Annotated in this window: 13 protein-coding genes; 8 read left to right on the forward strand and 5 right to left on the reverse strand. The window is 45.4% G+C overall.

Annotated elements, in window-relative coordinates; genetic code table 11:
• The first annotated feature begins 27 nt into the window (after positions 1-27).
• Together FRZ54_RS19455 and FRZ54_RS19460 are read left to right on the forward strand one after the other, a co-directional pair.
• Complete coding sequence (locus tag FRZ54_RS19455) at positions 28-789, forward strand: cytochrome b/b6 domain-containing protein (RefSeq protein WP_147033487.1); 762 nt, start codon at positions 28-30, stop codon at positions 787-789.
• Positions 761-1516, forward strand: a complete 756-nt coding sequence (locus FRZ54_RS19460) for a molybdopterin-dependent oxidoreductase (RefSeq protein ID WP_147033488.1) — start codon at positions 761-763, stop codon at positions 1514-1516. Before FRZ54_RS19455 ends, FRZ54_RS19460 begins: the two co-directional genes overlap by 29 nt.
• Positions 1517-1588: 72 nt before the next feature.
• Here FRZ54_RS19460 and FRZ54_RS19465 read toward each other — a convergent pair whose 3' ends face one another.
• Positions 1589-2380, reverse strand: a complete 792-nt coding sequence (locus FRZ54_RS19465) for a carbon-nitrogen hydrolase family protein (protein ID WP_147033489.1) — start codon at positions 2378-2380, stop codon at positions 1589-1591.
• A gap of 120 nt (positions 2381-2500) precedes the next feature.
• Here FRZ54_RS19465 and FRZ54_RS19470 point away from each other — a divergent pair, with 120 nt between their 5' ends.
• Together FRZ54_RS19470 and FRZ54_RS19475 are read left to right on the forward strand one after the other, a co-directional pair.
• A complete protein-coding gene (locus FRZ54_RS19470; RefSeq protein ID WP_147033490.1) occupies positions 2501-2911 on the forward strand; it encodes a DUF1801 domain-containing protein in 411 nt (136 codons plus the stop codon).
• 8 nt (positions 2912-2919) lie between these two features.
• Positions 2920-4269: an FAD-binding protein gene (locus FRZ54_RS19475; RefSeq protein ID WP_147033491.1), complete on the forward strand. Its 1350-nt coding sequence runs from the start codon at positions 2920-2922 to the stop codon at positions 4267-4269.
• A 2-nt stretch (positions 4270-4271) separates the two neighbouring features.
• On the opposite strand, the gene FRZ54_RS19480 is transcribed toward FRZ54_RS19475, so the two are convergent.
• Complete coding sequence (locus FRZ54_RS19480) at positions 4272-5204, reverse strand: glycoside hydrolase family 43 protein (protein ID WP_147033492.1); 933 nt, start codon at positions 5202-5204, stop codon at positions 4272-4274.
• A 148-nt stretch (positions 5205-5352) separates the two neighbouring features.
• Here FRZ54_RS19480 and FRZ54_RS19485 point away from each other — a divergent pair, with 148 nt between their 5' ends.
• On the forward strand, positions 5353-6726 hold the full coding sequence (locus tag FRZ54_RS19485) for a hypothetical protein (protein ID WP_147033493.1): 1374 nt from the start codon (positions 5353-5355) through the stop codon (positions 6724-6726).
• A gap of 99 nt (positions 6727-6825) precedes the next feature.
• Here the strand turns inward: FRZ54_RS19485 and FRZ54_RS24790 are convergent, their stop codons facing one another.
• Positions 6826-9279, reverse strand: coding sequence for a PAS domain-containing sensor histidine kinase (locus tag FRZ54_RS24790; RefSeq protein ID WP_228462543.1), 2454 nt, complete (start codon positions 9277-9279; stop codon positions 6826-6828).
• 220 nt (positions 9280-9499) lie between these two features.
• Between FRZ54_RS24790 and FRZ54_RS19505 the strand changes: the two genes are divergently transcribed.
• The 3 genes from FRZ54_RS19505 to FRZ54_RS19515 all read left to right on the forward strand — a co-directional run bounded on the left by FRZ54_RS19505 (position 9500) and on the right by FRZ54_RS19515 (position 12458).
• Positions 9500-10372 carry a PfkB family carbohydrate kinase gene (locus FRZ54_RS19505; protein WP_147033494.1) on the forward strand — a complete coding sequence of 291 codons (873 nt, stop codon included), beginning with the start codon at positions 9500-9502 and terminating at the stop codon, positions 10370-10372.
• 72 nt (positions 10373-10444) lie between these two features.
• Positions 10445-11035 (forward strand): DUF6992 family protein, encoded by a 591-nt coding sequence (locus tag FRZ54_RS19510; protein WP_147033495.1) that lies wholly within the window; start codon positions 10445-10447, stop codon positions 11033-11035.
• Between the two features lie 103 nt (positions 11036-11138).
• Positions 11139-12458 (forward strand): polysaccharide deacetylase family protein, encoded by a 1320-nt coding sequence (locus FRZ54_RS19515; RefSeq protein WP_147033496.1) that lies wholly within the window; start codon positions 11139-11141, stop codon positions 12456-12458.
• A gap of 4 nt (positions 12459-12462) precedes the next feature.
• On the opposite strand, the gene FRZ54_RS19520 is transcribed toward FRZ54_RS19515, so the two are convergent.
• Complete coding sequence (locus FRZ54_RS19520; RefSeq protein ID WP_147033497.1) at positions 12463-13431, reverse strand: energy transducer TonB; 969 nt, start codon at positions 13429-13431, stop codon at positions 12463-12465.
• 82 nt (positions 13432-13513) lie between these two features.
• Complete coding sequence (locus FRZ54_RS19525) at positions 13514-14497, reverse strand: energy transducer TonB (RefSeq protein WP_147033498.1); 984 nt, start codon at positions 14495-14497, stop codon at positions 13514-13516.
• Positions 14498-14559 lie beyond the last annotated feature (62 nt).

The raw sequence follows: 14559 nt of genomic DNA on the forward strand, positions 1-14559 counted from the left end.
TATATTCAAACCTTTATAACCAACAGAATGGAAAGCATTCGCCACAAACGCTGGGTTAAAGGCAGCCATTTCATTATCACCCTGAGTTTCCTTGCATTATCGTTCAGCGGGTTTGTGATCCTGATGTCGCACCCAAGGCTATATTGGGGCGAAGTTGGTAATGATCTTACCCCTGCCCTGTTCGAGTTACCCATAAGCCGAAACTATCACCATGGCGGCTGGGAAAAAAGCGAAGCTTTCTTTAAAACGGCTAACTCACCGGTAACCGCCGGGCGAACTTATGACATTTTCAACCAGAATGGCTGGGGCCGCAGCACGCACTTTCTGGCTGCATGGTTCCTGGTGATTACCGGTGTCATCTATTTACTGGCGGGCTTTTTCACAGGGCATTTCAGGCGCAATATCTGGCCGCGGATCAAAGAGCTTAAACCGGGTTTGCTATGGCACGATCTGGTGGCACATTTCCGCAGGCAAACCTTATCCGGGAACCGCTCACAATACGGACTACTGCAGCGATGCACTTATTTTAGTGTCATCTTCTTCCTGCTGCCGTTAATAGCTCTGACAGGCATGACCATGTCGCCTGCTATAACGGCCGGGTATCCGTTCCTGACCAAAATATTTTTCGGGGTGCAGTCGGCGCGCACTATTCATTTTTTTGCTTCGGTTGCGCTAATACTCTTCCTGCTGGTGCATATCGTAATGGTTGTGCGGTCGGGATTCAAACAAAATATACTGGCTATTACAATTGGTAAAAGAAATGGAAAAAAAACTGATCAACAGGCGTAAAGCGATCTATACCGGGCTAACCTCCGTCGGTGGTCTGCTACTGACCGGCTGTTTCAAAAAGCCGATGCCGCCAACGTACGGCAATATCCTGCGCATGGGCGATGCTTTTACTTACATCGCCCAGCGGACACTGCTGCCCGGTCAGTCGCTGGCTAAGGAATACGGGAAGAGCGATATATCCTCGTTTCCGGCGACGGGAACCATTAACCCGGCAAACCCGGAGATCAAGTTCTCCTACAATAAAGATTACCGTGCCCTGCAGCAAAATAATTTTAAAGATTTTGTGCTCTCGGTTGAAGGCTTCGTAGCCAAACCGTGCAAGTACAGCATGGACGACCTTAAAAAGCTGGGGCAGCGCACGCAAATTACCCGCCATACCTGCGAAGAAGGCTGGAACGCCATTGCCGAATGGAGCGGAATACCCCTTAGCGCTGTACTGCAGCATGCCGGTATTTTACCGGCAGCGCGCTGTGTAAGCTTATATGGCTACGATAATTATGCCGAAAGTATTGACATGCTCGACGCCTTTCATCCGCAAACTATACTGGCCCATAGCATGAATGGCGAAAACCTGCCCATTCAGCACGGTGCACCGCTAAGGCTCAGGGTTGAAACCCAGATAGGCTATAAAAGTGTTAAATATGTGCACCGGATAGTAGTGACCGATAAATTTGTAGATGCTAACGGTGATATACCGGCGGGTTGGTCGTGGTATGTGGGCATCTGAGCGCCCCGCATATTAATGTTCGGCAGGTTCTGCCACTGAAGTATCGCACTCTCACGCCTTCGGAACATCAATTCAATGCCGGTACAACTCGTTTTTGAACCTCTTTGCCAGCAATCCGGTAGCTTTTTCGGTATCAATATCCACGACGATAACCCCCGATTTACCATAAGACTGATATGCTAAACATCTGCCATCCGGCGCTATGACCGAACTGGCTGATTCAGGATAACGGAAGCCATAATTTACGCTGGCAAAATAGACGGTGTTTTCCATAGCACGCATCATCATAGCTTTTTCATAGTAGGGATTGTCTTTATGGCCCCATTCAGTAAGTTCGGGACCAGCGATATCACTGCCCGTACAATGCGGGTGAAAAACGATTTGAGCGCCGCGCTGTGCCGCCCAGCGGACAGATTCGGGGTAACGGAAACCCTCGTGGCATATTGTTATACCGAACTTTACGCCGTTCACTTCAAAAATGCTGCGCGTGCTGCCTGCTGTCCAAATGTTATCTTCAGTCGGGTCAAGCTGATTTTTGGCCTGGTAGCCTAAAAGGTCGCCCTTATTTGAAATTACCTGCGCAACGTTCAACAAATCATCACCTTCATACCAATCCATCGGGATGATAACCGCAATGCCATTTTCTGCAGCCACCGCCCGAATTTTATCCAGTGCCGATCTTAATTGCCCGGCTGAACATTTTTCAGCGTTAAAACCCATACCCGGGTAACCGGGAACATACGACTCGGGGAAACAGACGATCTCTGCTCGTTGTCCTGCGGCTTCTTTGACCAGCAGTTCGGCCTGCTTCAGGCTATCATTTAAAGATGTTGGAAAAGGCGGCGAGGCCAGGGCTATTTTCATTTTAAAAGGATGCTCCGATAGTACAAACAAATCTAAAGGTTTAAGGCAACAGGCTCAAATTTGTTGCCGCAATATGTCTATCTTAGAATAACTAATTATTACCTCATTCGGGATATCATTATGTCAAAAACTAAGCTGACCGACCAGGAAGAAGTAACGATGCATATTGAAAAACTGGAACCCGGTTTAAGGGATATTATCCGGGAGTTGAGACAAATTATCCTTTCCAGCGACCCCGAAGTTGGCGAGCGGATAAAATGGAACAACCCGAGTTTTTTCTACACCGGTGAAATGAAGCCCTTTGACCCGAAGGAGTATAAAAGGGAGATCATTGTTTTTAACCTGTTCAAAGGGCGGATCATGCTCGTTTTTCCGAGCGGGGCAAAGGTGAACGATACCACCGGTTTTTTAGAAGGAGATTATAAAGACGGCAGGCGCATCCATGTTTTTAAGGATATGGACGATGTCAGATCAAAGGAAAAGAATTTGCAAAAGATCATAACAGACTGGCTGAAACTGGTTGATAAATAAAAAACAGGATGAAAAGAAAAAAATTTATACAAATGGGTGCGGCTTTGGCGGCAACGCCATTTTTAGCACTTTTGGGAACTATGGCATTTTCAAACGAACAGGAGCGGCTAAAAAACTGGGCCGGCAACCTCACCTACAGCACGGGCAATGTGCAATACCCAAAAACTGTGGCCGAAGTACAACAGTTAGTGAAAAAGCTACCGAAGATGAAGGCTTTGGGTACGCGCCATTGCTTCAATATGATAGCTGATAGCAAGGACGACCTGGTTTGTACGCGGGATATGAACAAGGTAGTCTCCATTGATACCAAAGCGCACACGGTAACTGTTGAGGGCGGTATCAAATACGGCGAACTTGCCCCTTACCTGCAACAACATGGTTTTGCACTCCATAATCTAGCGTCGCTGCCGCATATATCTGTAGCCGGGTCGATCACCACGGCAACACATGGTTCGGGTATCAAAAATGGCAACCTGGCTTCGGCAGTTACAGCTTTAGAGATAGTTAAAGCGGACGGCAGCATTGCCCATCTGTCAAAAGAAAAAGACGGCGATAAGTTTAATGGTGCTGTTGTCGGGCTGGGCGCATTGGGGCTGATCACCAAGGTTACCCTGAAAATTGAGCCCACTTACCAGGTGGCACAACGGGTGTTTTTAAAGTTGCCGATGTCTCAATTAAAGCAGCATTTTGAACAGATCATGTCTGCCGGGTACAGCGTGAGCCTTTTTACAGACTGGCAAAGCGATTCAATAAACGAGGTATGGATCAAAAGCAAGGTTAGCACTGATAAAGAGCAAAACCAGCCGGAATTTTATGGGGCCAAAGCAGCAACCAAAAACCTGCACCCAATTATAGATCATTCAGCCGAAAGCTGTACCGAACAGATGGGTGTACCGGGACCATGGTACGAACGGTTGCCACATTTTAAAATGGGCTTTACGCCCAGCAGCGGCAAGGAATTGCAATCGGAATATTTTGTACCAATACAGCACGCTGTGGAGGCTATTGAGGCTGTGTCGCGATTGGGCAAACAGATCGGCCCGCACCTGTTCATTACGGAGATACGAACGATAGCTGCCGACGGTCTGTGGATGAGCCCATGCCATAATCAAACTTCAGTAACCATTCACTTTACCTGGAAACAGGAAACCGAAGCGGTGATGAAATTGCTGCCGTTAATAGAAAAAGAACTTGCACCTTTTACCCCCCGGCCACACTGGGGAAAGATATTTACCATCGCTCCGAAAGTGTTACAATCACGGTACGAGAAACTGGACGACTTCAAAAAACTTGTTGAAGAATATGACCCGCACGGCAAATTCAGGAATGCATTTTTAGAACACAACCTATATAGTTAAGTCTACTTCGTCATTTTTACCGGCAATATATGTCCATCCTTGTCAAAAAACAGCTGATCGATACATACTACGCGGTGGTTAGCACCGGTTTCGCCAAGCGGCCGGCGGTGATAGACAATGTAATATTTGTCATCGCTTACAGAATGGATAACAGAGTGATGCCCCGCACCGGTTGCTATCGCTGGATCTTGTTGTAATACAGTAGCCAGGCGTTTGAACGGCCCGAATGGTGATTTGGACATCGCATAGGCTACTTTATAATCCGGTCCGGTCCATCCCCCTTCCGACCACATGAAGTAGTAGTAACCGTTGCGGTAAAGCATATATGGTCCCTCAACATACCCTTTAGGAGTAATTTCTTTATATAACGTTCCGTCGGCAAATGGCTCAATCCCTGTAAAATCATTTTTCAGTTTTACCACATTACAATGTCCCCAGCCGCCATAGTACATATAATAGGAACCGTCTTTATCCTTAAAAACAAACTGGTCGATAGGTTGCGCTCCGTTTACGATGTCGCTGATCAATGGTTTGCCCAAAAGGTCTTTGTAAGGACCTTCCGGTTTATCAGCAACAGCCACGCCTATCCCACCAACTTCGCCCTGGTGAACATCGTTCGCTCCAAAAAAGAAATAATACTTGCCATCCTTTTGCAGCACAGCAGGCGCCCACATGGCACGTTTTGCCCATTTTACAGCAGCGGTGTCCAGTACATCATGATGCTTCTCCCAATGCTTAAGATCCTTTGACGAAAAGGCATCAAAAAATACCTGTTTATTGTAAGCGTCTGAATAGGTGGGAAATACCCAATAGGTATCGCCATATTTAGTGCCTTCAGGGTCGGCATACCAGCCCTGGATTATCGGGTTATCCTGCGCAAGGGCCGCAACCGACATGGTCATCAGCAGAGTAAAAGAAGCAAAAACACGTTTCATAAATGCAAATCTATAATAAAAACAATCGCCGCAAAGTGCCGCGCCTATTAACCTAAAATTTTTAAAACCTGCGTGTTTGAGAATATTTTTAACTTGAAGGAAACTTTATTCGCCTTTGTGGGTTACCATTAAAATAATCACCAAAACAATGAAAAAATTTACCTTGCTATCATTTATGGCAGTTGCCTTTTTTGCGGCATGCAAGAAAGACAACATCAACGGGAACAGCGGCGGTAGTTCGCGTAAAGTAGACACATTGCAGGGAACCATCACTGCAGACCAAACACTGGACGCCAGCAAAGACTATTATTTGAAGGGACAGGTTTACGTGAAAAATAATGCAAGCCTGACCATACCGGCGGGTATAACCGTACGCGTACAGAAAAATGACGCGATGGCCGATAAAAGCGTACTGGTAATTACCCAGGGCTCGAAGATATTTATCAACGGCACTGCGGACAAACCCGTAGTATTTACTTCGGCTGCGGCAACACCTGCACCTGGCGACTGGGGCGCTATAATCTTACTTGGCAAAGCGCCAACCAACACTGTCACCGGAAATGTGATGGGTCTCAATGTTTCGGACGATACCAAATATGGCGGTACCGATGCCGGCGACAATTCCGGGTCGATCACTTACCTGAGGCTTGAATATACAGGCGGCATTAACCCACCTGCCGAGGATGAATGGGTAGTTGACAAAGCAAGCGGACTTTTAATGGCAAGCGTTGGTTCGGCAACTAAAATCGATAATGTGATGGTAAAATATTCTAACGACGACAGCTTCCAGTTTGTCGGCGGCACGGTAAATGCAACACACCTTATCAGTTATAATGCCGGCGACGATGATTTTGATTTTGACCTGGGTTATACAGGCAGTCTTCAATTCTTGATCGGTTACCGTACACACGCCTCATCTCAGGCTCTTCGCGCCAATGGATTTGAAAGCTATAATGATGAAGTGCCAACCACTAACACCCCGTTGACCCGCCCGGTTGTATCGAACATGACCATCATTGGGCCAGAAGGCATCGACGCCACCAAAACCAATATTAACATGGGCGTTTACATGCGCAAAGGAACGCGTTTGGCGATCAGGAATTCCTTAGTCGCCGAATATTCGGAAGGTGCATTTATGACCTGCCCGCGTACAAGGCCGGTTATCTTAGCCGACGACAATGCCGAATTCAGGAGTAATCTTGTACAATCAGACACCCTTGCCCGCACTTTTGCCTGGGACCAGGGTGCAGTTATTGCAGTGCCCGATCCGGAAATGACAACCTTTGAAACCAATAGTGTAAACAAAAACACCGTTATTACAGCTTCGTCGGATATGAAATTGAATGCTATGTACGCAACAGGCGCTCCGGATCTTACTCCGGCAGACGGTTCGCCCGCATTAAGCGGCGCTGATTTTACAGGAGCCGATTTCTCCAGCGCGTTCTTTGTTCAAACAACTTACCGCGGCGCTGTTGGTACAAGTAACTGGGCAGCGCAAAGCGCCTGGGCCGACTGGAAATAGTACATCAGTAATCCCATAATAACCCAAGCCGGCCGTTGCAAGATGACCGGCTTTTTTATTGACTATAATTTGCAGTACATTGCACGAACAAGCGGGCTATCAAACTAATTTTAGTTTTTCAACAGGCAAACTGAAACGGAAGATGGCTCCTTTCCCAACTTCACCCTCAGCCCATACATTACCGCCATGTTTGGTTATCACGCGGTGAACAATGGCCAACCCGACTCCGGTACCTTCGAAATCTTCAGATGAATGGAGGCGCTGAAATACACCGAATAACTTGTCGGCGTATCGCATGTCGAAACCGACGCCGTTATCGGCAACGGAGTAAATGATCATGTCCCTCTTTCTCTCAGAATGGATCTTCACTACAGGTTCCGGTGTATTAGCCGAGTATTTAATAGCGTTCGACAAAAGGTTTACCCACACCTGGTTTATCAGGCTACGGTCGGCGATCGCCTGCTGAAGTTCGCCTATTTCTGCTTTTGCTTTGCATTTGGGATCCTTACTTAGTTCGGCCCAAACGTCTTCGGCCAGCGATCGCATATCGATAATTGACCGGTTGATCTCTTTTTTCCCTACTTTCGAAAATGCAAGCATATTATTGATCAAAGTGTCCATTTTCCTGGCATTATCCTGTACCACATTAAGCAGTCGTTTACCTTCTTCATCAAAACTCCCGGAGTAGTCCTCTTCCAACATCCTGGCATAGCCATTTACTGCCCTAAGCGGAGCCCGCAGGTCGTGCGAAATGGAATAGGAAAAGGCCTCCAGCTCTTCCGTACGCTGTTTGACCCTGATCTCGAGGTCCTGGTTCAATTTAATATTTTCTTCCTCCACCATTTTGCGCCCGGTGATATCCGCCCGGATAGCAATATACTGGTAGGGCTTACCCTGCTCGTCCAGGAACGGTATTATTGTCGTATCAACCCAGTAATAGCTCCCGTCTTTGGCCCTGTTTTTTAATTCGCCCCTCCAAATTTTACCGTTGGCAATGGTAACCCAAAGCTTACGGATAAAATCCTTTGAATGAAAGCCTGAATTAATGATTCGGTGATCCTGCCCGATCAATTCTTCCCTGGGGTATTTTGATATTTTACAAAAATTGTCATTCGCATATTGTATAACACCTTTTTGATTGGTTATGGCTACTATCGACGATTCATCAAGCGCATATTTGTAATCTGATATTTCTTTTAAGCTTTTTTGTAGATGGACCTCCGTGTCTTTCCGGGTCGTTATATCAGCCCTGATCGCAACGTACTGATAGGGCTTACCCAGTTCATCCAAAAACGGAACAATGGTCGTATCAACCCAATAGTAAGTGCCGTCTTTAGCTTTGTTTTTTAATTCGCCGCGCCATATTTTCCCATTAGCAATGGTTACCCATAAACTGCGGATAAATTCTTTGGTGTGAAAGCCTGAGTTGATAATACGGTGATCCCGCCCAATTAATTCTTCCCTGCTGTATTTCGATATTTTACAAAAATTGTCATTAGCGTGCTGAATGATACCCCTTTGGTCGGTTATAGCAACGATCGACGATTCGTCAAGTGCATACTTATAATCCGATACCTCCTTTAAGCTCTTTTTAAGGTGGTTTTCTGTTTCCTTACGCGATGTTATGTCCGCACGGATTGCAACGTACTGATAAGGCTTGCCTTTTTCGTCCAGGAACGGAACTATGGTAGTGTCGACCCAGTAATAAGTACCATCTTTTGCCTTGTTCTTTAATTCGCCTCTCCAAATTCTTCCATTCGCTATTGTTACCCATAAATTGCGTATAAACTCGGCCGTATGAAAACCTGAATTGATAATGCGATGGTCCTGCCCTATAAGCTCCGCCCTGCTATATTTTGATATTTTACAAAAATTATCATTAACATGCTGTATTACCCCCTTTTGATCCGTCACAGCAACTATACACGACGAGTCGAGTGCAAACTTATAATCCACAATAACCTTATGTATACTTTCCAGCTCGCTCGTACGCTCAATTACTTTCTTCTCAAGCTTTTCATTGAGTGTTTGTATTTCTCTCGAGCGCTTGACTATCTCCATTTCAAGACCTAAGGTCCGGGCAAGTAATTTATCTGCCAGCCTGGCCCTTTCTTCCCGTTCTTTCTGAAGCTGTATAAATTCGGTCACGTCTTCAACCCGGTGAATAATAAAAATAACCTCTCCTTCCACGTCGAGCACAGGCTTATTAAGCGGACTCCAATACCGCTCTTCAAAAACCCCGTCCGGCCTGCGTATATCGTATTTCTGTACCGCCATGGTATGGGTAGCCTTGTTCTTGATAACCGAGTTTAATGACGCCCTAAGGTTAGAAACGCCGTCGGCTTTGTTATCGTCAGGATTGTCCGGAAACACCTCGAACAAATGTTTGCCCACAATACGCTCCCGCTCGGTCATAGTTGCATCAGCGTAGCTGTCGCTCACCGCGTAGATTGTCAGATCGGGCAACAGGACGAGGTAAAGACCCGGGGCAGATTCAAAAAGAACTTTGAACGTAGTGTCGCCAGGCGAAGTTGAAACGGTTTGGGTGGTCATATTTATAAGTTGCTCTCTGTCAGGTACAATAAAACTGCTGAACAGAAGATGGATAATCGAATGAAGTTACAGACTGGAAAAGACAAAAAAAACGGGTGTTTTAACGGTATTTTAACCAATACTTTAATGGAGAAACTCCATCACTAAACACCGCCGTTTTGAGGCATTAAAATATTTTCATTTCAAATTGCCTATCTTTCCCAATTTATTACTGAAAAATATGTATGACATCTGCTGCGTAGGGCATATTACATTGGACAAAGTGGTGACCACCCGTGCGGAAATGCACATGGCCGGCGGGACTGCATTCTATTTCTCGTCGGCCCTGCAAAACCTTGATACAAATTACCTGCTGATCACATCGGTAGCCGAAAGCGAAATGCACTACGTTGATGAGTTGCGGGAAAAAGGAATTGAAATATGGGCCTATCCAAGTGCGCATACCGTGTACTTTGAGAACATATACCCCGAGGACCAGGACCACCGTACGCAAAATGTTTTACAGCAGGCCGACCCGTTCAGCATTCAGCAAATGCATGGAGTTGATGCTGAAATATATCATCTTGGGCCCTTGCTCGCGGGAGATATTTCAACTGATTTTATCAGGTCATTAGCCGGTAAAGGGAAAATATCTTTGGATGCCCAGGGATATCTGCGCAAGGTGGAAGGCCAAAAGGTGTACCCCATCGATTGGCCCGAAAAGCAGGAGGCCCTGCAATATGTTGACATTCTGAAAGCTGATGAGGCTGAAATGTCTGTACTGACGGGCTACAGCGATGTTGAAAGAGGCGTTAAGGTATTGGCGGAATGGGGTGTGAAAGAAGCTGTGATCACTAACGGCAGCCATGGATCGACAATTTATAACGCCGGAGTTTTTTACAATATACCAGCCTACAAGCCCGAAGTAGTAGAAGATGCTACCGGCTGCGGCGATACATATATGGCAGGATACCTCTATTATCGGGCGAAAGGTATTGATATAGAGCAGTCGGGGCAATTTGCTGCTGCAATGGCGAGTTTAAAGATGGGGTCGCCGGGCCCGTTTACCGGAACAGAACAGGAAATAATTGACCGGATAGCTAAAACCAAATAGCACAAAAATCAGTAAAAGGTTAAACGTGTTACCTAATATTTAACTACTTTTAACCAAACCGTATATTCGTATATGAAAAAACTTTGCACCCTGATCCTGATCCTTTTTAGCTTTCACGCTTTTGCCCAGCAGGATTCACTGAAAGCCTATAACGCCAACCGTATCAGGATAACATCCAATGGCATGGAGGTTTTAGGAGCCTGGGGAATCGCAAATACAGGTGTAAGCGCCATCGGATGGACATCATCTACCGACCCGCAGACCAGGTATTTTTATCAAATGAATGTAATATGGGGCAGTGTCGACTTTGTGACCGCAGTATTAGGCTATACAGGCACGCAAAAATATAAGAACAAAAAACTGAGCGCGGCCGAAACGCTTGAGGCACAAAAAAGGATAGAAAAAATATTTTTTGTTAATGGCTGCCTTGACGTAGTTTATTTAGGGACAGGGCTTTACCTAAAGCTTGCCGGTGATTCGCGCCATTCGCCTATAATGAAAGGCTACGGGGAGTCGATACTATTACAGGGCGGGTTTTTGCTGTTGTTCGACGGGCTGATGTACCATGCCGAAAAAGGCAATGGCACTAAACTTGGAAACTTCCTTGAAAAACATCCCATTACCTTCGATGGCCGGAGAGTCGGCATGGTTTTCCACATGTAATGTCTCGCGCTGAATTCGGGCAGGCTTTCATTTGTAACAATCGCGGGATAATTTTATACGGCCCCACAATCGGTTATATTTGATCTGTAAACCACTTCAGATCATGAACCGAAAGTTTTTTTTCCTGGTATTGATAACGGGCCTGTATACATTACCCTCCATCGCTCAAACCCCGGGTACCACTACGATTACCGAATGGCAATACGGCAAAAATGGTGCGGTATCGCTTACTTACGACGATGCATCGCGCCACCAGTTTACACGGGCGCTGCCGGTAATGGAGCGATTGAAATTACCTGCAACTTTTTTCGTTATCACAGGGCCTATAACCGGTTCGAAATACCAGGGTAAGTTTATTGGCAGGCCTGTCGGGGATATTATTAAAGAATCGGCAACCATTCCTACCAGCGATCAGAACTTTTTGGAGCGGTGTTCAGCGGCGGGCTATTTGGGCTATAAGGGAACTATATCCTACCATACACGCGCCGGCGGCATGTATGATTCCGGGCGGAAAGAAAAAGCTTTCAAATTAATGGATTCGTTATATGCCAAAGTGCGCAACGGCGATTTTCCGAAAGGTTATGAGCCATGCCCTGAATATACACAGGCTATAGGTTCAACCTGGGACGATTTCCGGAAAGATGCCGCTAAAGGTTACGAAATAGCCAGTCATTCCATTACCCATGCCACCATGCCGGGCATGGATGAGGCCAATATTAAGTACGAACTGGAAAAAAGCAAAGAGGAAATATTAAAGCAAATGGGGCCGAAATACACGTTTTCGGCCGAGGTTCCTTATGGTTACGAGAACGAAAGGGTGATGCAGATTGCCTACAAAATTTACCCGGCGCTGCGTAACCGCATGCCCGAACCCTGGCTGAAGGAAATAGACCGTTCGAGCCGCAAAACACCAGGACCGAACAATAAAGATTATGTACAATGGCAACGCGGCGCCACAACAAAAACACCTTTGCCACTGATGAAATCGTGGGTGGACACTGCTTATAACCGCAACGATACCTGGCTGGTGCTGGTGTTCCACGGTGTTGATAGCCTGGGTTACGAGGCACTGAACAGCAGTTTGCTTGATGAATATTTTCAATATATCAAAGGCAAACAGGATAAACTTTGGGTTACAACTTTTGGCGACGCTACGCGGTATATGCGCGAACGCGAGGCTGCTAAAACGGCCTCATCAGAAAGTAATGGAAAAATTAAAGTTACGTTGACACACGGTCTCGATAAAACTCAGTACTATCTGCCCTTAACGCTCAAAACTTACGTACCTGCCAACTGGAAATTGGTACATATTGAACAGGGGAAGCATTTTACTACGAAAAAGCCTGAAAAGGACGACAAGGGCAGCTATGTGCTTTACCAGGCCGAGCCAAATGGTGCAGGTATTACACTATCGGCCAGGTAAATGATCACTCTTTCAACGTGAAACCTACAGGCAAAGCATACTGCACCCGAACCGACATACCATATTGATAACCGGGGCTCCACTTCGGCGATAACTGCAACGCGCGTACCGCCTCTTCATCACATCCCGAACCAATACCGCGCAGCACCTTGATATTGCTAAGTGAGCCGTCTTTTTCTATTATAAAAGACAGGAATACCCTGCCCGCTACACCGTTCTTTTTGGCAGCTTTTGGGTAATGGATATTATGCACCAGGTAGTTGTAAAACTTATCCAATCCACCTTCATAAGTAGGTTCTATCTCGGCTTGCGTAAATTCATGTACGACACCCGATCTTTCAAAGCTTTTACCGGTTGTGCCTTTATTGTCTTTATATAAACATACATAAGTAACCGAGTCGTTTACTGAGCCGCGCCATTCACCTTCACGAACACCATTGACAATGGGGCCTTCGTCAGTCATAAGTTTAAATTTTTGATCGTACAGCACGGCAGTACCGTTGCCATTTGATGTTAATACTTTGCCTGTCGAATCACGTAATTCGGCTATCTCATATCGTTTTCGTTCGATGTTATAAAAATCTGAATGATATAACTTGCCGTTGGGATAGTTATAGGTTTGAACGCCTTTCAGAGTATCTTTTGAATACCTTTTAACAGTTTGAATATTACCGTTAGGATAATAACTAACAAACTCACCTTGTCTTTTCAGGTTATAATTGGTTGTGGCTGGCATCCCTGTCATCATCAATTTCCCGTTAGGGTAATAGTCAGTCACTATGTACAGGCCCTTGTTGGCACTATCGGTTGGCATCGAAATTACACGGACAAATTCGGCACTGTTTTTTTCTGCTACCGGCAAGCCCTTTTTGAAATAATAAGTATGAGGCAGCGAGTTATCATTTTGTTGTGCACCGGCATTAAACCATAAAACGGATGAAAGCAGTAATGAGAGGGGTAATATTTTTATCATTGTGAGGAGATTCAGTTGAACACAAAGATAGTTTTTTCAATTATTGGGAAAAGTGATTATGCCATTTACGTTCCAGCAAAGGTCATTTGTCTTCTACTTGAAGGGTGAATGATACCGGTACGCTGTATCTAACTCGTACGGGCATGCCATAGTATATGCCAGCCTGCCACGGCGGAGACAATTTAAATATGCGGATTACTTCTTCATCGCACCCCCCGCCCACGCCACGCAAAATTATAAGATCGGTAAGGCGTCCGTCTTTTTCTACAAAAAAAGACGTGTAAACCTTCCCCTGGATATTTTTTTCTTTCGCATCAGTGGGATAATGAATGTTGTTACCGAGAAATTCGTAAAATTTCTTCATTCCTCCTTTAAATTCAGGCTCAACAATATCTTTTGTGAAATGATACTCTTTGCCAGACTTTGTATGGCTTACACCGCTGACTGAAACACCCTTGCTATAGGTGCATTTATATGTTACCGAATCGTTTGGCGCTCCTTCCCATTCACCTTCTTTTAAACCATTTACAATTGGCCCTTTTCCTGTCACGAACTTAAAATCATCATCATATTGTATCCAAATACCTTTCCCGTTTTCAGCCAGCGATGCCCCTGTCGAGTCTTTTGCTTCTGTGATAATGTCGTCCTTGATATCCTTATCGTAATGAGAAATGTAGTACATTTTACCATTGGGATAATAATGAATTTCGTCGCCGGTGACTCCTCCATTATCGTAGTTCTTAATACTTTTTCTATGACCATTTTCGAAATATTCAATAAATGTTCCCTGCTTTTTTATCTCCAACCCGGGCATAAGGGACTTACCCACCAATTTGGGTTTTCCGTTCATGTAAAAATCGTGGATATTGAAAAAGTTAGGTTCTTCGCTGTCCGGGGGTGACAACACCCTGATATAATCTGCGCTATCCTTTTCTGCCACAAGCCGTCCATCATTCTTAAAATAGTAAACAATCGATTTTCTAAGCAGAGCGCTGTCGGTTTTCTGCCCAAAGGCAACTGTCGAAATTAAAATAGCGATAAATAATGTAAAGGCCCTGGTCATCATAAATTAGTTAAATATAACTTACAACGGACGTTCATACAAGGATTAATTTCCGAATAAAAAAG

Source organism: Mucilaginibacter ginsenosidivorans, assembly GCF_007971025.1.
GTDB classification, from domain to species: Bacteria; Bacteroidota; Bacteroidia; order Sphingobacteriales; family Sphingobacteriaceae; genus Mucilaginibacter; species Mucilaginibacter ginsenosidivorans.

Bases quoted from the DNA above. Each gene is read 5' to 3' on its own strand.
- FRZ54_RS19455 (WP_147033487.1), top strand. From the start codon at position 28: ATGGAAAGCATTCGCCACAAACGCTGGGTTAAAGGCAGCCATTTCATT.
- FRZ54_RS19460 (WP_147033488.1), top strand. From the start codon at position 761: ATGGAAAAAAAACTGATCAACAGGCGTAAAGCGATCTATACCGGGCTA.
- FRZ54_RS19465 (WP_147033489.1), bottom strand. From the start codon at position 2,380: ATGAAAATAGCCCTGGCCTCGCCGCCTTTTCCAACATCTTTAAATGAT.
- FRZ54_RS19470 (WP_147033490.1), top strand. From the start codon at position 2,501: ATGTCAAAAACTAAGCTGACCGACCAGGAAGAAGTAACGATGCATATT.
- FRZ54_RS19475 (WP_147033491.1), top strand. From the start codon at position 2,920: ATGAAAAGAAAAAAATTTATACAAATGGGTGCGGCTTTGGCGGCAACG.
- FRZ54_RS19480 (WP_147033492.1), bottom strand. From the start codon at position 5,204: ATGAAACGTGTTTTTGCTTCTTTTACTCTGCTGATGACCATGTCGGTT.
- FRZ54_RS19485 (WP_147033493.1), top strand. From the start codon at position 5,353: ATGAAAAAATTTACCTTGCTATCATTTATGGCAGTTGCCTTTTTTGCG.
- FRZ54_RS24790 (WP_228462543.1), bottom strand. From the start codon at position 9,279: ATGACCACCCAAACCGTTTCAACTTCGCCTGGCGACACTACGTTCAAA.
- FRZ54_RS19505 (WP_147033494.1), top strand. From the start codon at position 9,500: ATGTATGACATCTGCTGCGTAGGGCATATTACATTGGACAAAGTGGTG.
- FRZ54_RS19510 (WP_147033495.1), top strand. From the start codon at position 10,445: ATGAAAAAACTTTGCACCCTGATCCTGATCCTTTTTAGCTTTCACGCT.
- FRZ54_RS19515 (WP_147033496.1), top strand. From the start codon at position 11,139: ATGAACCGAAAGTTTTTTTTCCTGGTATTGATAACGGGCCTGTATACA.
- FRZ54_RS19520 (WP_147033497.1), bottom strand. From the start codon at position 13,431: ATGATAAAAATATTACCCCTCTCATTACTGCTTTCATCCGTTTTATGG.
- FRZ54_RS19525 (WP_147033498.1), bottom strand. From the start codon at position 14,497: ATGATGACCAGGGCCTTTACATTATTTATCGCTATTTTAATTTCGACA.